The organism is Streptomyces sp. PTY087I2 (assembly GCF_001687325.1).
Lineage (GTDB): Bacteria > Actinomycetota > Actinomycetes > Streptomycetales > Streptomycetaceae > Streptomyces.
Genome location: NZ_LZRD01000021.1, coordinates 17,418 through 35,508, shown reverse-complemented (window position 1 = coordinate 35,508; position 18,091 = coordinate 17,418). Strand labels below are relative to the sequence as shown.

The following is an 18,091-nucleotide window of genomic DNA, read 5'->3' as shown; positions in this document are numbered from 1 at the left end:
ACAGCCTTGCTCCACCCGCAGCAACTCTCCAACCCGCCGTACGGCACGGCGCCCCGTCCCCCGGGGGCGCCGTGCCGCGCTCCGCCCTGCCCTCCCTCCAGCACCATCGGAGTTCCCCCATGCTGCTCGCCGCCACCCCACCGCCGGTCGAGACCCCGCCGCACACCGGCGGTCTGCTCCTCCTGATCGACGGCACCGCCGGTCTGCTGACCGTCGCCGCCCTCGGTATCGTGCTCCTCCTCTTCCTGATCATCAAGGTCAGACTCCAGCCGTTCGTCGCCCTGCTGGCCGTCTCCATAGCCGTCGGCCTCGGCGCCGGGCTCTCGGTCACCGAACTCTTCGGCACCGTGCAGAAATCCGCCGCCGTCTCGGTCATCGAATCCGGCATGGGCGGCATCCTCGGCCATGTGGCGATCATCATCGGGCTCGGTACGATGCTCGGCGCGATCCTCGAAGTCTCCGGCGGGGCCGAGGTGTTGAGCGCCCGCCTGCTGAACCTCTTCGGGGAGAAGCGCGCCCCGCTCGCGATGGGCCTCACCGGCCTCATCTTCGGCATCCCGGTCTTCTTCGACGTCGGCATCTTCGTCCTCGCGCCGATCGTGTACGCGGCGGCCAAGCGCTCCGGAAAATCGATTCTGCTCTATGCGATGCCGCTGCTGGCGGGGCTGTCGATGACCCACGCGTTCCTGCCGCCGCACCCGGGCCCGGTGGCCGCCGCCGGACTCTTCAACGTGTCGCTGGGCTGGGTCATCCTGATGGGCATCGTGGTCGGCATCCCGTCCGTCATCGCCGCCTGGGGCTACTCCGCCTGGATCGGCAAGCGGGTCTTCGTCGACGTACCGCAGGACATGGTGGAGGCCGCCGAGGAGGCCAAGGCCGCCGTCGCCGCCGAGCAGCGCGCCGCGGGCGTCACCCCGCACGAGAAGCCGGTGCCGCTCGCCACGGTCCTCGCGATCATCGGCACCCCGCTGGTCCTGATCCTCGCCGCGACGTTCTCCTCGATCGCCCTGGACCCTTCGACTCTCCGCTCGGTGATCGAGTTCTTCGGCAACCCGTTCGTCGCCCTGACGATCGCCCTGTTCCTCGCGTACTACCTGCTGGGCATCCGGCGCGGCTGGTCCCGCAAGTCCCTGGAGTCCGTCTCCACGTCCTCGCTCAAGCCCGTCGGCAACATCCTGCTGGTGGTCGGCGCGGGAGGCATCTTCGGCGCGGTCCTCAAGGGCAGCGGCATCGCGGACGCGCTCGCCGACACGTTCAACGACGTCGGCCTGCCCGTCATCCTGCTCGCCTGGCTGATCTCGGTCGTGCTGCGGGTCGCCCAGGGCTCGGCCACCGTCGCGATCGTCACCACGGCCGGGATCGTGGTTCCGCTGGTCGAGGGCCAGGACCTGTCCCAGGCGCACCTGGCGCTGATCATCATGGCGATCTCGGCGGGCTCGATCTTCGCCTCGCACGTGAACGACGGCGGCTTCTGGATGGTGTCGAAGTACTTCGGCATCAGCGAGCGCGACACGTTGAAGTCCTGGACGGTGCTGGAGACGGTGCTGTCGGTGGCGGGCTTCGTGGTGGCGGCGCTGCTGAGTCTGCTGCTCTAGGCGTACGCGGGCGGGTTCGGCGCGGTCCGCGTCGAACCCGCCCCCGGGCGAGGCCCGTCGGGCTCCCGCGCGCCGCCCTCAACTCCCCTTCCGCGCCACGTAATACACGTTCAGAATGTCGCCCTCCACCTCACGCACCGCGACCTCCCCGAACCCCGCCTCCGCCAGCATCCGCAGCGCGGTCTGCCGGCCCCAGACGGTCCCCAGGCCCGCCCCGCCCTCGCCGAGCGAGACGGTCATGCAGTAGAAGACCGAGAACGTGTAGAGCGCGGGGCCCAGCGGCAGGTCGAGGTTCTCCTCCAGCCTGCTGGAGGCCGCGATGTCGCCCATCAGGAACACCCCGTCGTCCCGTAGCGCGGCGGCGACGGCCGCCAGGGTCTCCGCCGGGCGGGCCAGGTCGTGGATCACGTCGAAGGCGGTGATCAGGTCGTACGGTCCGGTCATCGCGGCCGCGTCCGCCAGCTCGAACCGCGCGTTCCGCAGGCCCAGCCGCGCCGCCTCGTCCCGGGCCGCCGCGATACCGCCCTCCGACATGTCCACCCCGGTGAACCGACTGGCCGGAAACGCCCGCGCCAGCAGATTCACCGCGTGCCCCTGCCCCGTACCGATGTCGAGCACGTCCAGACCGTCCCCCGAGCCCAGCCGCTCCGGCAGCCCGGGCACCAGCGGGATGATCGTGTCGACCAGCGCCGCGTCGTACACCCGGGCCGTCTCCTCGGCCTGGAGCTCCTGGAACTTCGGGTACGAGGAGTAGGGCACCCCGCCCCCGTCCCGGAACGCCGTGACCACCTCGTCCTCGACCAGCCCGATCAGCGCGAGGTTCTGCACGAAAGAAGCGAGGTTGTCGGGCCCGGCGTCCCGGCACAGGGACGCGGCGTGCTCGGGCGGCAGCCGGTACGTACCGTCCGCCGGGTCGTACTCGACGATCCCGCCCACGGTCACCCCGCCGAGCCACTCGCGTACATAGCGCTCGTTCAGCCCGGCGGCCCCGGCGATCCGCTCACTGGTCGACGGCGGCAGCTGCGCCATCACGTCGAAGAGCCGCGTCCGGTGTCCGAGGCTGCACAGATACCCCAGGCAGGAATCGTTGAGCACCTGGAGCATCCGCCCGGCGAACTCCTCCTGCCGGACCGGATCCGTCGTCCGCTCGATCGTGTGCGACATGGCGCGCCTCCTTCGGAAGCCCGCAGCGCCCCGCCGGAACCACGCCCGCTCCACCCCCGCGGGCGCCCGCTTCCTCCCCGTATCCGCCGCTCGCTGCCGGCCGATGGGTCCCCTCAGAATTTTACTGCCGTGCACGCCCCCTTGTGCCGTACAGCCGATTGCGCTTCCTTGATCGGCATGGCGGAGACAAGCGCAACCACGGAGACAGGGGAGCCGGCCTCCCGACCACGCAAGTCCAGCTGGAAGTACATCGGCCCCGGCATCGTCGTCGCGGCGACCGGGGTCGGGGCCGGCGATCTCGTCGCGACGCTGATCGCGGGCAGCAAGTTCGGCTACACCCTGATGTGGGCGGCGGTGATCGGCTGCGTCGTCAAGATCTCGCTCGCCGAGGCCGCCGGCCGCTGGCACCTGGCGACCGGCCGCACGCTCTTCGACGGCTGGCGCAGCCTGGGCGCCTGGACCACGGTCTACTTCGCGATCTACGTCGTCGTCTGGGGCTTCATCTACGGGGCGACGGCCATGTCCTCCAGCGCCCTGCCCATCGTGGCGCTGTTCCCCGACGGGCCGGGGCTGAAGTTCTGGGCGATCGTGACCGGGCTGATCGGGCTGGTCTTCGTCTGGTTCAACCGGTACGCCGTCTTCGAGAAGGTCATGACGGTCCTGATCGGCATCATGTTCGTGGTGGTCATGTACGTGGCGATCCGGGTCGTCCCGGACGTCGGGGCCTCCTTCGCCGGACTGGTGCCCGTGCTCCCGGACGGCTCGCTCCTCTACACCCTCGGGCTGATCGGCGGCGTCGGCGGCACGATCACCATGGCCGCCTACGGGTACTGGGTCAACGCCAAGGGGTGGAGCAACTCCTCCTGGATGAAGGTGATGCGGCTCGACAACCGGGTCGCCTACATCACCACCGGGATCTTCGTCGTCGCCATGCTCATCGTCGGCGCCGAGCTGCTGCACGCCTCGCAGATCGCCCTCACCTCCGGTGACCGCGGGCTGATCGACCTGGGCACGGTGCTGGAGGACCGCTTCGGCGCGGGCACCGCCAAACTCTTCCTGATCGGCTTCTTCGCCACGTCGTTCTCGTCGCTGATCGGCGTCTGGCACGGGGTGAGCCTGATGTTCGCCGACTTCGTGGAGCGGTTCCGGGCCCCGGTGGGCCCGGGGGCCTCCGAGGACTCCGAGGCCTCCGCGGCCTCCGCGGAGGAGCACGCCGGTCCCGCGGTCACCGCCCGGCAGCAGCGCTCCCTGCCCTTCCGCGCGTACCTCCTCTGGCTGACCTTCCCGCCGATGACGCTGCTCTGGCTGGACGAGCCCTTCGGTCTGGTCATCGCGTACGGGGTGCTCGGCGCGTTCTTCATGCCGTTCCTGGCCCTGACCCTGATCTGGCTGCTCAACTCCTCCCGTACGCCGGGGGAATGGCGCAACGGATGGGGCAGCAACGGGATGCTCGCCCTCTCCGGGCTGCTGTTCGTCGTGCTGTGCGTCCAGCAGGTGCGCGACCTGCCCTGGTAACGGGCCGGTCCGACGAACGCCGCAGCGCCGCCGGGGGAGCGGCGGCGCTGCGGGTTTCGAGGATCGCCGAGCGATACGGGATACGGGCTACGGCAGGCTGCGGACGTGCGGGCCGACCGCCTTCGACCAGGCGAACCCGGCCGTCGCGTCCCAGTTCGTCGACCAGGTCATCGCGCCGCGCAGCGACGGGTAGGTCTTCGACGGCTTGAACGAGCCGCAGTTGGTGCCCTTGGTCAGGCAGTCCAGCGCCGCGTTCACGATCGACGGGGCGACATAGCCGCTGCCCGCGCCGCGGGTGGAGGCGGGGACGCCGATGCCGACCTGGGACGGGTCGAGACCGCCCTCCAGCTGGATGCAGGCGAGCGCGGTGAGGAAGTCCACCGAACCCTGCGAGTAGACCTTGCCGTCACAGCCGAGCATCGAACCACTGTTGTAGTACTGCATGTTGACGACGGTCAGGATGTCCTTGATGTTGAGCGCCGTCTTGAAGTACTCGCCCGACGTCGACTGCATGTCGATCGTCTGCGGGGCCATCGTGATGACCAGTCCGCTGCCCGCCTTTGCCGACAGCTGGCGCAGCGCCTTCGTCATGTAGGTGGCGTTGAGACCGTTCTCCAGGTCGATGTCGACCCCGTTGAAGCCGTAGTCCTGCATCAGCGCGTACACGGAGTCGGCGAACGCGGTGGCGGAGGCGTCGTTGTCGACCCGGACCGTGCCCAGCTCGCCGCCGATCGAGATGATGACGTTCTTGCCCTGGGCCTGCTTGGTCCTGATGTCGGCCCGGAACTGGGCGTCGGTGTAGCCGTTCAGCCCGGCCGTGTCCAGGTTGAAGGTGACCTGGCCCGGCGTCGGCGTGGCGTCCGCGAAGGAGACCGCGATGATGTCGTAGTCGGCCGGGACGTCGGTGAGCTTCTGGACGGCCGCGCCGTTGTTGAAGTTCTGCCAGTAGCCGGTGACCGCGTGCTTCGGCACGGTCGTGCCGGGGCCGGGGCCCGTACCCTCCTTCGCCGTACGGACGCTGATGGCCGCCGACTTGACCGACTCGCCGGCCGCGTTCGTGGCGCTCACCGAGAACTGGTAGGCGGTGTCCGCGGTCAGGCCCGTGACGGTCGCCGAGGTCCCGGTGGCGGTCGTCGCCTGGGCGCCGTCCCGGTACACCTTGTAGCCCGTGGCGCCGGAGACCGCGTTCCAGGACAGGGCGATCGACGACGTGGTCGTGGCGCCCGCCGTGAGACCGGCCGGGGCCGCCGGAATGACCGGCCCGGGCTCCTCGCCGCCCCCGCCGTCGGGCCCGGTCACCTCGATGTCGTCGGCGAAGTAGGCGGCCTGCCCGTACCAGCCGTGGGTGTAGACGTCCACCGACGTGGTGTTCGCGCCGGTCGTGAAGCTGGTGGACAGCTTGGTCCAGGAGGAGGAGCCCGGCGTCCAGGTGGAGACGTCGGTGGTGCCCGTGCCGCTCACGCCGAGGTAGGCGTAACCGCCCTGCACCCAGGAGCTGAGCGCGTACGTCGAGTTGGGCTTCACCTTGACCGACTGCGAACACTTGGCGTTGTCCTGGCCGGCCGGGGTCGCCTTCAGCGCGGACGTACCGCTGCGCACGGGGGAGGAGACGGTGGCGCCACTGCCCCCGGAACAGGTCCAGTTGGCGAGGCCCGACTCGAAGCCCGCGTTCTTGGCGTTGTTGACGTCGGCGGCCTGGGCGGTGCTGACGAGCCCGGTGACGGTCAGGGCGGCGGCCGTGGCGACGGCCAGGGCGCCACCGAGTACGGGCCGGGAGCGGCGGCGTCTTCTGCGACTGCGGCCTGCTGAGCGTTCCACTGGTGCCTCCGGGGGGAGTTGGGGGTGCCGGGGATGGGCGGTGCGGTGCAGTGCGCATAAACTGGTCCAGACCAATCAAGTTGTCAAGACCTCTGGCAGTGAAAGGCGGTCCGCGAAGGCGCGCGCGGGGGCCCGCGGCCACCCCCGTACGGGGGTGCCGGGCGGCGGAATCCCGGTCCGGGAGCGGCGCCGCGACCGCACTCCGCCCCCCGCACGAGTGATCTTGCGGGAGAACTTCGGGCGGTCACGGAAACGCCCTTACGAAAAGGGGGCCGGTCACCCCGGAATCCAGGTTGACGTGCGCGAATGGATACATGATCGAAAAGCGGACGCGGGATTCGGTAACGCTCCGCAGTGACAGCCGAGTTGGACGGAATCGATTTCATCCCGTTTAGCACCCGACCCCCGTCGGAACCGCGTTCGCATGGTGCCGTACTGGTCTCCGATAACTGTTCTCTGCCTGGTGAGACGTGGCTAAAGTGCTGGGGCAGGAGCACGGAGCAGGAGCGATTGCGGTCGGCGTCCCCACGTCGACCGGAGCCGAAACGGGGAGAGCGTGCCGACCGCGATAGCAGTGACGAGCGCAGACCTGGTGCTGCCGCCCACCGACCAGCAGACACCGACCGCCGCTCTGCTCCAGGCCCCCGAGGCCCAGGTGCTGGAGCTGGCGATCGGCGACATGCACCTGCTGCTGGAACAGCACGGATATGTGATCGCCCTCTACCCCTCGGGCATCCGGCCCGAGCACGAACGCCGCCTCCACTCCATCCGCTCGGTGCTGGAGAGCGACCGGATCGCCCTGGTCAAGGTGGACCTCCCGCCCCTCGGCGTCGCCGTACTGGTGCGCCAGCTACGGCAGTTGTCCATCTGCGACTTCAGCCCCGGGGTGGTCGCCTCCGCCGCCCGGCTGCTGTCGCACTACATCTACGCCGGCGCCCTCCTCAACTCCGTCGCCCGGCTCGACCGGGTCCCGGTCAGCCTCAAGAGCCACGCCAAGTCCTGGGTCCCCGGCTCGCAGTTCGCCGTGCTCGCGGGACCCGAACCGCAGCTGGTGAAAGTGGGCCCGGCCGCCGAACCCCTGACGGGCCCGGATTTCGGTACGCATCTTCTGGTGGCCAAAGGGAATCTCCAGTCGGAGTGGGTACAGGAGACCCTCGCGCCCGCCTGGAAGGTCCAGGCCATTCACGACACCTCGGTCCCCGGCGACTCACCGCGCTGGTGGGGTACGGGAAAGCTGGTGGAGTTCGCCGCCCATCTCCCCGACCTCTCCGTGCTCTACCAGCTGGTTTCCTCCGTACGCCGGGAAAAGTGCCATTGGTGCGCCATGGAACTCATCGGCGACCGCTGCGCATTCTGTTCCGCACCTCTTCCGGTTTCGGAGAACCGCGCGCTGCCCACCGGTGTCCCACACCATGGGACCGACGAATCACCGGGCCCCTGACGCGACCGCTCCCCGCACAGCGCCCCGACCCCGCCGCCTCCTCCGCGGCTGCCGTGGGCGCGTCCGTAGCCGCAGATGTAAGCGCGTAACCGCTCGACCGCACGTACCGGTTCCACAGCACCGCTCATTCTGTCCGCTGTCCGCTCCACGCATCCGATTCGAACGAGGTTGTCCGGACCATGAACTCCCGCCAGCGCCGCGGCGTGATACTCCTGCTCCTGTCGGTCCTGTGCGCCTTCGCGGCCTTCGCCGGCGTGCTCTCGGTGATCAGCGACGTCAACTCGAAGGTCGGACCCGAGGTGACGGCGTACCAGCTGAAGACCAACGTGGCTCCGTACACCGCCCTGAAGAGCGGCCAGTTCGAGAAGATCAAGATGCCCAAACGGTGGCTCTCGGAGAACGCCGTGACCGACCTGCGGGAGGTCGAGTCGAAGATCGCGGTCACCGAACTCCGCCAAGGCTCCCTGCTCCAGTCGGACATGATGGTCCGCAAGCCCGAACTCCGCGCCGGTGAGCAGGAGATCGCCATCATGATCGACGCCTCCACCGGCGTCGCGGGCAAGATCACACCGGGCGCCACGGTCAACATCTACGCCACCTTCGCCGGTGAGCAGCAGGGCGACCCCGCCCAGTCCAAGGTCATCGTCGCCAACGCCAAGGTGCTGGACGTCGGCGAGCTCACCGCCCTCGACCCCAGCGCGGACGACCGCCGCAACCGGGCCACCGAAGCCGTGCCGATCACCTTCGCCCTGAACACGCTGGACACCCAACGCGTCGCCTACGCCGAGTCGTTCGCGGAGCACGTGCGCCTCGCGCTCGTCGCCCCCGGCAGCGACGGCACCATCCGCCCCGGGGACCGCACCTACACGCTCGACAAGGACAAGTGAGGATGGGATGACCACCAGAATCCTCCCGGCCGTCGGCGACCTCGACGCGGCCCGCTCCGTCACCACCCTGCTCAGCCAGCTGCCCGACGCCGAACCGGCGACCCCGGTCGGCGACTCCACGCAGCTCATCGACACCCTGGCCCGCCTCGCGGGCGAGGCGCTCGACGAACTGCCCGAGGTGGTGCTGGTCCACGAGCGGATCGGCCCGGTCCCGGCCCTGGAGCTGATCCGGGAGGTGTCGCTGCGGTTCCCGTCCGTCGGCGTCGTCCTGATCACCGCGGACGCCAGCCCGAGCCTCTTCGCCAACGCGATGGACTCCGGCGCCCGCGGCCTGGTCACCCTCCCGCTCAGCTACGAGGAACTGGCCAACCGCGTCCAGGCGGCCGCCCAGTGGTCCGCCGGGGTACGCCGCCACCTCAGCTCCGGCAACGACGTCTTCACCGGACCCGGCGGCACCGTCGTCACGGTCACCGGCGCCAAGGGCGGCGTCGGCGCGACCGTCACCGCCATCCAACTCGCCCTGGCCGCCCAGGCGTCGGGCAACACGGTGGCGCTGGTGGACATGGACCTCCAGACCGGGGACATCGCCTCGTTCCTCGACGTCCAGTTCCGCCGCTCCCTGGTCGACCTCGCCATGATCACCGACATATCGCCCCGGGTCCTGTCCGACGCCGTGTTCTCCCACTCCACCGGCCTCGCCCTGCTCCTCGCCCCCGGCGAGGGCGAACGCGGCGAGGAGGTCAGCGACCGTTCGGCCCGCCAGATCGTCAGCGCGCTGCGCACCCGCTACGAGATCGTCGTCATCGACTGCGGCGGCCAGATGAACGGCGCCAACGCGGCCGCCGTCGAGATGGCGGACGTGGCCCTGCTCGTCACCACCCCCGACGTGGTCGCGGTGCGCGGCGCGAAACGTGTCGTACGGATGTGGGAACGGCTCCAGATCCGCAAGGCGGAGGAGACGGTCACCCTCGTCAACCGCTTCACCCGCAACACCGAGATCCAGCCACCGCTGATCCAGAAGATCACCGGTACCCGGGTCGCCTCGGCGGCGGTCCCCGCGAACTTCAAGGAACTCCAGGCGTCCATCGACTCCGGACGCCTGCACGAACTGGACGCCAAGAGCACGGTCAAACAGGCGCTCTGGGGCCTGGCCGGAGAGCTGGGCATCGTCAAGGAGAGCGCGACAGGCAAGAAGAGCGGCGGCGCCCTGGCCAAACGGAACAGCGGCGGCGCCTTCAAGAACGACCGGGGCTCGATCGGACGCCCGCGCCGCCGGCGCGACGGCTCCGGCCGCGGTCCCGGAGACTCCGAGGGGACACGTTGAGCGATGACCACCACAAGGAACAGCCGCGGCGGCATACGGGGGCGGATCACCGCCCTACGTGACCGCGGGGACCGGGACCGCGGCCAGACGGCCGTCGAGTTCCTGGGCATGACCCCGTTCATCATCCTGATCATGCTGGTGCTCTGGGAGTGCGCCCTGATCGGCTACACCTTCAGCCTCGCGGGCAACGCGGCGGACGTGGGGGCGCGCAAGGGCAGCGGGGCCGAGTTCGCGCCCGGCATCGCCTGCCGGGAGGGCGCGATGAAGGACCTGCCCGACGCCTGGGCGGACAAGGCGGTGGTGCGGTGCGGCGGCGGCAGCGGCCTGTACGAGGCCACGGTGAAGCTGAAGGTCCCGGTGCTGGTGCCGGGCCTGTTCGACCTCGACACGGAGATCACCGGAAAGGCTGGCTCGCCGAGGGAGGACCAGTGGTGACGACGACGAAACCGCACGGCAGGCGCACCCGTCCCGGCCGCACCCGTCCCGCACGCGCGAAGGCCGACCGGGGCCAGGTCGCCATCGAGTACCTCGGCTTCCTCCCCCTGCTGCTCCTCGTCGCGATGGGGGCGATCCAGCTCGGCCTCGCCGCGTACGCCGCGAGCCAGGCGGGCACGGCGGCCCGCGCCGGAGCCCGTACGGCGGCCAGTGTGGACGCCCGGGGCAGCGGCCAGTCCAACGCCCGCGACGCGGTCAGCGACTGGGTGGAGGACGGCGGATTCCACTACCGCGAGGACGGCGGCCGGGACATCACCGTCACGGTCCGGGTCAAGGTGCCCTCCGTCGTGCCGGGACTGAACGGCTGGTGGGCCGAGCGGAGCGCGACGATGCCCAACGAGCACTCCGCCTTCGGCTTCTGACCCGCCCCGCCCGAGGGTCCGACCCCAACAAGCCGACGAACCCGACGACCTGACGACCCGACGAGGAGAGTTACGCACATGAGCCTGCGGGCACGCATGACCGCTCCGGAGGAGCAGGGCGGCGCACGGGAGGACGGCCACATGGTGGCCACCTACCGGGCCAAGCTGCTGGAGGAGATCGACCTCGCGGAGATGTCCTCGCTGGCCGCCGCCGACCGGCGGGCCCGGCTGGAACGCGTCCTCGGCCACATCATCAGCCGCGAGGGCCCGGTCCTCTCCACGGTCGAGCGCTCGCAGCTCATCCGCCGCGTCGTCGACGAGGCGCTCGGCCTCGGCATCCTGGAACCGCTCCTGGAGGACGCGTCCATCACCGAGATCATGGTCAACGGTCCCGACCAGATCTTCGTCGAACGCAACGGCAAGGTCGAACAGCTCCCGATGCGGTTCGGCTCCCACGAGCAGCTGATGCAGACCATCGAGCGGATCGTGTCGACCGTCAACCGCCGCGTCGACGAGTCCAACCCGATGGTCGACGCCCGCCTCCCCAGCGGCGAACGTGTCAACGTGATCATCCCGCCGCTGTCGCTGACCGGCGCGACGCTCACCATCCGCCGCTTCCCGCGCTCCTTCACGCTCCAGGAGATGATCGGCTTCGGCTCGCTGGACGAACAGATGCTGGTGCTGCTCGCCGGGCTCGTCCAGGCCAAGCTCAACATCATCGTCTCGGGGGCCACCGGCACCGGAAAGACGACCCTCCTCAACGCGCTCTCCGGACTGATCCCCAACGCCGAGCGCATCGTCACCATCGAGGACTCCGCCGAACTCCAGCTCCAGCAGAGCCATGTGATCCGGCTGGAGTCCCGCCCGGCCAACGTCGAGGGCAAGGGCCAGATCACCATCCGCGACCTGGTCCGCAACTCCCTGCGTATGCGCCCCGACCGGATCGTCGTCGGTGAGGTCCGAGGCGGCGAATCGCTCGACATGCTCCAGGCGATGTCCACCGGTCACGACGGCTCGCTGGCCACCGTCCACGCCAACAGCGCCGAGGACGCGCTGATGAGGCTCCAGACCCTCGCCTCGATGTCGGAGGTCGAGATCCCCTTCGAGGCGCTGCACGACCAGATCAACAGCGCCGTCGACGTGATCGTCCAGCTCACCCGGCACGCCGACGGCGCCAGGAAGATCACCGAGATCGCCGTCCTGGACAGCCACGGCCGCGACCCGTACCGCATCGTCACGGCGGCCCGCTTCAACGCGCAGCCCATGGCCCCGGACGGCCGGATCTACGGCGACTTCCAGTACCTCCCGCTGCCCCGGAGGCTCGCCGAGCGCCTCTACCTGGCCAGCCAGCCCATCCCGCAGGCGTTCGGCGTCGCCCAGTCCGCCGATCAGCTCGCCACCCGAGAGGCCAACTAGGTACCGAGCCATGGACAACGTCAACCTCCCCCTGGTCACCATCGGCGTCACGCTGCTGTGCTGCGTGCTCGGCGTGATGGGCCTGTACGCCTACTCCGGCGGCAAGGCCGACCGTGACGCCCTCGTCGAGCGGCTCTCGCACGTCGGGCAGATCCCCGAGACGGGGCGCGTGCGCCGCTTCAAGGGGCTCGACCGCAGGCTGCGCGGCACCGCGCTGGGCCGGAAGCTGGAGCTGAAGCTCGCCGCGACCGGCCTGGACATCACACCCGGCGAGTTCCTCGTCTACGCGGTCGTCGCGATGGCGGGGCTCTGGATGCTTGCCTCCTCCATGCTCGCCGCGTTCTTCGGCCCGGTCGCCGCGCTGATCGGCCTCTGGGGCACCAACGCGTTCCTCAACTGGCAGCGGGTCAAGCGCACCGAGCGCTTCATCAACCAGCTGCCCGAGCTCTCCCGCATCCTCGCCAACGCCACCCAGGCGGGCCTGGCCCTGCGCACCTCGCTGTCCATGGCGGCCGAGGAGCTGGAAAACCCGGCGGGGGAGGAACTGGCCAGGGTGGCAAGGCGCTTGGCCGTGGGGGAACCCTTGGAGGACGCCCTGAGCGAACTGACGGACCGCCTCCCTTCCCGCGAACTGGTGGTTCTGGTAACCACGTTGGTCCTCTCCAACAGGGCGGGCGGTACGGTCGTCAGCTCGCTGCGCAACCTCACCGAGACCCTGGAGGAGCGCAAGGAGACCCGCCGCGAGGTCAAGACCCAGCTCTCCCAGGTCACCGTCACCGCCTACGCCGTCCCCATCTTCGGCGTCGGCGCGATGCTGCTGATGAACGCGGTCATGCCCGGTGCGCTGGACCGGATGACGGGGGCCTTCATCGGCCAGGCCGCGGTGGTCGTGGCGATCGTCCTGTACGCGATCGGGTTCGTCGTGATCCGCCGCCTGTCCCGTATCGACGTCTGACGAGCTGAGGGGAAGAAGAACCGCCATGGACCTGCTGCTAGCCCTGGTCGTCGGACTCGCCGTGTACGGGGTCATCCACGGCATCCGGATGTACCGGGCCGACGCCAAACTCCCCGGCGACCTGGCCGTCGCCCTCGAATCCGGGGCCACCCGCACGAGCGCGGTCGGCTCCGGCATCGACCGCCTGGGCATGCGGTGGGCCCCCGCGGTCCTGCGGATGATGGGCCCCAAGGCCGTCAACAAGAAGCGCCGCCAGATCGACCTGGCGGGCAACCCGGGCGGCCTCACCATCGACCGTTACGCCGCCCGCCGCGCGGTCTACGGCGCGCTGGGGGTCCTCGGGGCCTTCTCCATGCTCCTCCGGGGCCAGCTCTTCCTCGCCCTCCTGATGATCGCCTTCGGCCTGTTCTGGGTGGAGGCCGGCATCTGGTCGGCGATCCGGGTCCGCCGCGACCACATCGAACGCACCCTGCCGGACTTCCTCGACGTCCTGGCCGTCGTCGTCTCCGCCGGACTCGGCTTCCGGCAGGCGCTGGACCGGGTGGCGGAGAAGTACGAGGGCCCGTGGTCCGACGAACTGCGCATCACGCTCCGCCAGATGGACATGGGCGTCAGCCGCCGCCAGGCCTTCGAGGAACTGCGCAGACGCAACGACTCCGAACAGGTCGCCATGTTCGTCACGACGCTCCAGCAGGGCGAGGAGCTGGGCGCGCCGATCGTCGAGACGCTGATCCAGATCGCCAACGACATGCGCCGCACCGACGCCCAGAACGCCCGCCGCAAGGCGGCCAAGGCGGTCCCGAAGGCGACGTTCGCGGTGACCACGTTCCTCCTGCCCGGCACGCTCCTGCTGCTCACGGTCGGATTCGTGTACGGAGCCGACGTCGACTTCGGGGCCCTCACGGGCGGGTGACATGAACGACGGGCGGGATGGGGACGGAGACCCAGCAGGAACAGCTTGACGGAGACCCAGCAGGAACAGCTTTACGGGACACGAGACGGATACGGGACACGAGACGGAGGTGACAGGCACATGGCATACCAGCTCGGCAGCGCGCAGCCCGGACTGACCGCGGAACTGACCCGCGCCCACACCGGCACGCCTGCCCGCCCGGCGTTCGCCATCCAGGTCAACGCGCTCCAGGCGATGTGCCGCCAGGTCTTCGGCTTCCGCCTGGCGATGATCGCGATAGCGACTCCGTACGCCATCGACCGCACCGCCCCCGGCCTGCCCACCTGGTTCATCGGCTCGGCGGTCCTCGTCACCTTCATGGGCTCGTACCTGCTGTTCCGGGACTGGGAGCGCTTCGGCCCGGTCCTCCTGCGCCACCCCTGGCTGCTGGCCGTCGACGTGTTCTTCGGCGCGCTGCTGCTGATCACGGCGACTCCCGAGTCGACCCTCGCGTACGTCACCGTCTGCACCCCGCTGCTGGCGGGCCTGATCCACGGCTGGCGCGGGGCGGCGGTCTTCGCGGCGCTCCAGGTGATCATCGTCTTCGGCGTGTACGCGAGCGTCCCGAAGCTGGAAGGGGGAGGGGCGACACGACTCCTTCTCCCCGGCTTCTGCGTGATCGCGGGCGCGGTCGGGGTCACCCTGCGCAACCTGCTCCTGCGCTTCGGGTCGGCCACCCAGGCGCTGACCGAGACCCGGGCGCGTCTTGCGGTGAACGAGGCGGTGGAGGGCGAACGCACCCGCCTGGCACGGGAGATGCACGACTCGGTCGCCAAGACCCTGCACGGCCTGGCGCTGGCCGCCGACGGCCTGGCGGGCTCGGCGGACCGGATGGACCCGCCCACCGTGAAACTCCAGGCGGAACTGGTCGCCCGGGCCGCCCGCCGGGCCGCCGCCGAGTCCCGGGAACTGCTCACGGACCTGCGCCGCGAACAGGGCCTGGAGGGCGGCGTCGACCTGGTCGCCGAACTGGCGGCCCAGGCCGAGGACTTCACCGCCCGCCACCCGGTCACGGCCACCTTCCGCCGCCTGTCCGAGGAGATCCCGGTCCCCCCGGTCCCGCAGGCGGTGGCGCGCCAGCTGCTCACGGTCGCCTCGGAGGCCATGGAGAACGCGCACCGCCACGCCTCCCCGACGTACCTGATCGTCCTCGCGGGCGTGAAGGGCGACATGCTCCGCGTCACCGTGTACGACGACGGCCGCGGCCTGCCCGCCGGAACGACCCTGGAATCGCTGCGCCGGGCGGGCCACTTCGGCCTGGTCGGCATGGTGGAGCGGGCCGCGTCGATCGGGGCCCGGATCAGGATCGGCCGGGGGAAGGCGGAGAAGGGGACGGAGGTACGGGTGGAGCTCCCGCTGGCGGCGCTGGCGGGCGGGCCCGAGACCACCGCGCAACCCCTGGAGCAGGCTCCCGGCCCCGCTGCCGCACCGAGATCCGTACTCGAGACTGCCACGCCACTCACCTACAACCCTCAACCCTGAGAGGAGGTCGCAGCATGCCGGACGATGTCTCCCCTGCGCCGAACAGCTACGGGGCTGCGGCTCACCGCCACGCCCCTCAGCACCCGTCGCCGCCCATCCCGCTCACCCCGGCTCCCAGCGCTCGGCCCTCTGCGTCCCCGTCCCCCTTCGCCCCGGGCCCCGCCGCCCCCGTCGCCGAACGCCTCCGGGTGGTGGTCGCGGACGACAACCCGGTGGTCCGGGCCGGCCTGGGCGTACTGCTGTCGGGCCGGGCGGACATCCAGGTGGTCGCGGAGGCGGCGGACGGCCGGGAAGCGTACGAGAAGACGCTCGAACACCGCCCCGACGTGGTCCTGCTGGACGTCCGCATGCCCGGCGTGGACGGCATCTCGGCCCTGCCGCACTTGGTCGGCATAGCACCCGTGCTGATGCTGACGTACAGCCGCGAGAGCGAGATCGTCCACGAGGCGCTGCGGCTGGGCGCGGGCGGCTACTTGGTGCACGGCGAGTTCACGGCGAATCAGCTGGTCCAGGCGGTACGGGACACGAAGGACGGCCGCGCCAACTTCACCGTTACGGCGGCGGACGCCCTCCTGGCCCATATGCGCCACGGCACGCCGCCGCAGCGGGGCCCGCTCCCCGAAGGCCTGGGCTCGGCCCTGGCGACGGCACCGCCCCCACCGCCCCCGCACACCGCCGAACCTTCGGAAAGTCTTTCGCAACTGCAACCAGTTGTGGGACAGTCTTCTGTATCCGGGGGGTCGGTATCCACCCCCAACAGGCAGCATTACGGGCTGAGTTCGAGGGAGGTGGAGGTCATGGACCTGATTGCGTCCGGAATGAGTAATCAGCAGATCGCCGCCACCTGCTTCATCAGTGAGAAGACGGTCAAGAACCACATCAACCGCATCTTCACCAAGCTCCACAGCGCCACCCGCAGCGAGGCCATCGCCCACTGGCTCGGCACCGCGCCCCGGAACCCCGGGCGGCAGCCATGACCGGCCGAATCCGCAACGGGTGGACCCAGAGGGCGCTTTGGGCCCGGGAATGGGCCCACGGGCCCTCTGTGGGAGTGCGGGTTCCCGCCTATGTTTCTCATGTCGCCAGCGGCACCGGCCAGGAGGAAGCCGGTTACGAGGGCGCCACCGCAGAAACGCGCGAGTCGGCCGGCACCCGGTCGGCCGAACCCGGAGGGGAACACCATGTCGGACATCACCGTGAAGACCGCCGTCCGCGTCAACGGCTGGGCCAACACCGCCGTCAGCGCCATCCAGAAGCGCTACGCGGCGAAGGACCGGGGGCAGACGGCGTTCGAGTACCTGGGGATCATTCTGGTGGTCGTGGCGATCATCGGGGCGATCGTGGCCACGGGTATCGGTGGCGCGATCTCGGAGCGCATCAGCGGTCTGGTGGATTCCATCACGGCTCAGTGATGCTCGGTCGTTCTCGCAACGACGGAGGGCAGGCCTTCCCCATCTACATCATGATGGTGGCGGGCCTGCTCTTCCTTGCGTTGGCCTTCTTCGCTGTCGGTAAGGCGTCGGCTCTGCGCAACGGTTCCCAGGGTGCGGCGGACGCCGCCGCCCTGGCCGCCGCCCAGCAGGCGCGCGACGACTTCGGGACGGGCTTCTACGCCTCGCTCCCCACCAACATGCTGGATCTGTTCCTCAACGCACCTTTCGCTGCGCCCTGTTACGAGGCGGATCGCCTGGCGGCGGCCAACGACGCCAGAAAGACCTCGTGCTATGCGACCCCTGGCTATCTGCGCGACCGGATCACGGTCGAGGTCGAGGGCCTGAAGGCGGTCGACTCTTCGGTACTGCCAGGCTCGGACGACAAGAAGGCCAAGGCCAAGGCCACCGCGCTCATCGAGTTCCGCTGCCCGCGCCCGAAAGCCGTGGACTTCAACAGCGACGGAGTCCAGGACCTCTTCATCTTCACGTGCCGGAACGGCAAGATCCTCGAGATCGCGCCCGGCAGCCCCCCACCATGGGAGAGCGTGAGCAGAACTCTCTTTGACGTGCGGTTGGTCGACCAGTGACAGCGAACGATGAGTAGAGGAAACAGATCATGAGCATTCGGCACACCACGACGGGCAGAAGGGCGCTGGCGGCTGTCGCTTTGGCAGCTGTCTTCGGCCTGGCGCTCACCGGCTGCGGTGACGACGGCGGCAGCGATGAGGCCAAGCAGGGTGGTGAGAACTCGGCGAAGCCCTCCGAGCCCGCTGCTCCGTCCTCGGAGGAGAAGGGCGAACAGCAGCCGGACACCGCTGCCGGAGAGAACGTGGACCCGAATGCCAAGCTTGCGGAAGTCCGTGGCGACGGACTGGTGATGACCATCCATCAGGCCAAGCGCGACTCCGGTGGATTCATCACCCTGCAAGCGTCGATCAAGAACGAGGGCACGCAGTCGAAGAACACGACCGCATGGGCAGGCACGGAGACGGCGCTGCTGGCGAAGAACCCCAACTCGGTCGCCGGCGCGACTCTTGTCGACAAGGTCGGCAAGAAGCGCTACTACATCCTGCGTGACACCGAGAACCGTTGCCTGTGCACGACGGGTATCCCGCCGTTGCTGGCCGGGAAGACCACATCCGTGTTCATGCAGTTCCCGGCACCGCCGGAGACGACGACGGAGGTCGACTTCACGCTGCCGACGTTCGCGACCACGTCGGTGAAGATTTCCGGGTGACGGCAGAGATGACAC

17 protein-coding genes are annotated in these 18,091 nt (G+C 69.7%); 15 read left to right on the top strand and 2 right to left on the bottom strand.

Annotation, left to right across the window (positions count from 1 at the left end):
- Positions 1-119 precede the first annotated feature (119 nt).
- Positions 120-1,595 carry a GntP family permease gene (locus A3Q37_RS23280; RefSeq protein WP_065487571.1) on the top strand — a complete coding sequence of 492 codons (1,476 nt, stop codon included), beginning with the start codon at positions 120-122 and terminating at the stop codon, positions 1,593-1,595.
- 78 nt (positions 1,596-1,673) lie between these two features.
- On the opposite strand, the gene A3Q37_RS23275 is transcribed toward A3Q37_RS23280, so the two are convergent.
- The gene (locus A3Q37_RS23275) at positions 1,674-2,759 is read right to left on the bottom strand and encodes a class I SAM-dependent methyltransferase (RefSeq protein WP_065487570.1); all 1,086 of its coding nucleotides are present in this window, start codon (positions 2,757-2,759) and stop codon (positions 1,674-1,676) included.
- Positions 2,760-2,936: 177 nt separating this feature from the next.
- On the opposite strand from A3Q37_RS23275, the gene A3Q37_RS23270 reads away from it, so the two are divergent.
- Positions 2,937-4,274 carry an Nramp family divalent metal transporter gene (locus tag A3Q37_RS23270; protein ID WP_065487669.1) on the top strand — a complete coding sequence of 446 codons (1,338 nt, stop codon included), beginning with the start codon at positions 2,937-2,939 and terminating at the stop codon, positions 4,272-4,274.
- Positions 4,275-4,361: 87 nt separating this feature from the next.
- On the opposite strand, the gene A3Q37_RS23265 is transcribed toward A3Q37_RS23270, so the two are convergent.
- A complete protein-coding gene (locus tag A3Q37_RS23265) occupies positions 4,362-6,092 on the bottom strand; it encodes a chitinase (RefSeq protein WP_079137944.1) in 1,731 nt (576 codons plus the stop codon).
- A gap of 574 nt (positions 6,093-6,666) precedes the next feature.
- Between A3Q37_RS23265 and A3Q37_RS23260 the strand changes: the two genes are divergently transcribed.
- From A3Q37_RS23260 to A3Q37_RS23200, 13 genes are all read left to right on the top strand, one after another.
- Positions 6,667-7,533 carry a hypothetical protein gene (locus tag A3Q37_RS23260; RefSeq protein ID WP_176711489.1) on the top strand — a complete coding sequence of 289 codons (867 nt, stop codon included), beginning with the start codon at positions 6,667-6,669 and terminating at the stop codon, positions 7,531-7,533.
- Between the two features lie 179 nt (positions 7,534-7,712).
- The gene (gene cpaB / locus A3Q37_RS23255; RefSeq protein WP_065487568.1) at positions 7,713-8,420 is read left to right on the top strand and encodes a Flp pilus assembly protein CpaB; all 708 of its coding nucleotides are present in this window, start codon (positions 7,713-7,715) and stop codon (positions 8,418-8,420) included.
- Positions 8,421-8,427: 7 nt separating this feature from the next.
- Positions 8,428-9,744 carry an AAA family ATPase gene (locus A3Q37_RS23250; protein WP_065487567.1) on the top strand — a complete coding sequence of 439 codons (1,317 nt, stop codon included), beginning with the start codon at positions 8,428-8,430 and terminating at the stop codon, positions 9,742-9,744.
- 3 nt (positions 9,745-9,747) lie between these two features.
- Positions 9,748-10,179 (top strand): TadE family protein, encoded by a 432-nt coding sequence (locus A3Q37_RS23245; protein WP_065487566.1) that lies wholly within the window; start codon positions 9,748-9,750, stop codon positions 10,177-10,179.
- A complete protein-coding gene (locus A3Q37_RS23240; RefSeq protein WP_065487667.1) occupies positions 10,176-10,601 on the top strand; it encodes a TadE/TadG family type IV pilus assembly protein in 426 nt (141 codons plus the stop codon). Before A3Q37_RS23245 ends, A3Q37_RS23240 begins: the two co-directional genes overlap by 4 nt.
- A gap of 78 nt (positions 10,602-10,679) precedes the next feature.
- Entirely contained in the window at positions 10,680-12,017 is a 1,338-nt protein-coding gene (locus tag A3Q37_RS23235) for a CpaF family protein (RefSeq protein WP_065487565.1), read from the top strand.
- A gap of 10 nt (positions 12,018-12,027) precedes the next feature.
- Positions 12,028-12,972 carry a type II secretion system F family protein gene (locus A3Q37_RS23230; RefSeq protein ID WP_065487564.1) on the top strand — a complete coding sequence of 315 codons (945 nt, stop codon included), beginning with the start codon at positions 12,028-12,030 and terminating at the stop codon, positions 12,970-12,972.
- 25 nt (positions 12,973-12,997) lie between these two features.
- Positions 12,998-13,885 (top strand): DUF5936 domain-containing protein, encoded by an 888-nt coding sequence (locus tag A3Q37_RS23225; RefSeq protein WP_065487563.1) that lies wholly within the window; start codon positions 12,998-13,000, stop codon positions 13,883-13,885.
- Between the two features lie 120 nt (positions 13,886-14,005).
- On the top strand, positions 14,006-15,406 hold the full coding sequence (locus A3Q37_RS23220; RefSeq protein WP_065487562.1) for a sensor histidine kinase: 1,401 nt from the start codon (positions 14,006-14,008) through the stop codon (positions 15,404-15,406).
- Between the two features lie 14 nt (positions 15,407-15,420).
- Positions 15,421-16,383: a response regulator transcription factor gene (locus A3Q37_RS23215; RefSeq protein ID WP_065487561.1), complete on the top strand. Its 963-nt coding sequence runs from the start codon at positions 15,421-15,423 to the stop codon at positions 16,381-16,383.
- Positions 16,384-16,587: 204 nt separating this feature from the next.
- The gene (locus A3Q37_RS23210) at positions 16,588-16,818 is read left to right on the top strand and encodes a hypothetical protein (protein WP_032783163.1); all 231 of its coding nucleotides are present in this window, start codon (positions 16,588-16,590) and stop codon (positions 16,816-16,818) included.
- Positions 16,818-17,426, top strand: coding sequence for a pilus assembly protein TadG-related protein (locus A3Q37_RS23205; RefSeq protein WP_065487560.1), 609 nt, complete (start codon positions 16,818-16,820; stop codon positions 17,424-17,426). Before A3Q37_RS23210 ends, A3Q37_RS23205 begins: the two co-directional genes overlap by 1 nt.
- Before the next feature lie 29 nt (positions 17,427-17,455).
- Positions 17,456-18,076 carry a hypothetical protein gene (locus A3Q37_RS23200; RefSeq protein ID WP_065487559.1) on the top strand — a complete coding sequence of 207 codons (621 nt, stop codon included), beginning with the start codon at positions 17,456-17,458 and terminating at the stop codon, positions 18,074-18,076.
- Positions 18,077-18,091 lie beyond the last annotated feature (15 nt).

Bases quoted from the DNA above. Each gene is read 5' to 3' on its own strand.
- A3Q37_RS23225 (WP_065487563.1), top strand. From the start codon at position 12,998: ATGGACCTGCTGCTAGCCCTGGTCGTCGGACTCGCCGTGTACGGGGTC.
- cpaB (WP_065487568.1), top strand. From the start codon at position 7,713: ATGAACTCCCGCCAGCGCCGCGGCGTGATACTCCTGCTCCTGTCGGTC.
- A3Q37_RS23200 (WP_065487559.1), top strand. From the start codon at position 17,456: ATGAGCATTCGGCACACCACGACGGGCAGAAGGGCGCTGGCGGCTGTC.
- A3Q37_RS23235 (WP_065487565.1), top strand. From the start codon at position 10,680: ATGAGCCTGCGGGCACGCATGACCGCTCCGGAGGAGCAGGGCGGCGCA.
- A3Q37_RS23280 (WP_065487571.1), top strand. From the start codon at position 120: ATGCTGCTCGCCGCCACCCCACCGCCGGTCGAGACCCCGCCGCACACC.
- A3Q37_RS23250 (WP_065487567.1), top strand. From the start codon at position 8,428: ATGACCACCAGAATCCTCCCGGCCGTCGGCGACCTCGACGCGGCCCGC.
- A3Q37_RS23205 (WP_065487560.1), top strand. From the start codon at position 16,818: ATGCTCGGTCGTTCTCGCAACGACGGAGGGCAGGCCTTCCCCATCTAC.
- A3Q37_RS23215 (WP_065487561.1), top strand. From the start codon at position 15,421: ATGCCGGACGATGTCTCCCCTGCGCCGAACAGCTACGGGGCTGCGGCT.
- A3Q37_RS23220 (WP_065487562.1), top strand. From the start codon at position 14,006: ATGGCATACCAGCTCGGCAGCGCGCAGCCCGGACTGACCGCGGAACTG.
- A3Q37_RS23270 (WP_065487669.1), top strand. From the start codon at position 2,937: ATGGCGGAGACAAGCGCAACCACGGAGACAGGGGAGCCGGCCTCCCGA.
- A3Q37_RS23275 (WP_065487570.1), bottom strand. From the start codon at position 2,759: ATGTCGCACACGATCGAGCGGACGACGGATCCGGTCCGGCAGGAGGAG.
- A3Q37_RS23230 (WP_065487564.1), top strand. From the start codon at position 12,028: ATGGACAACGTCAACCTCCCCCTGGTCACCATCGGCGTCACGCTGCTG.
- A3Q37_RS23245 (WP_065487566.1), top strand. From the start codon at position 9,748: ATGACCACCACAAGGAACAGCCGCGGCGGCATACGGGGGCGGATCACC.
- A3Q37_RS23210 (WP_032783163.1), top strand. From the start codon at position 16,588: ATGTCGGACATCACCGTGAAGACCGCCGTCCGCGTCAACGGCTGGGCC.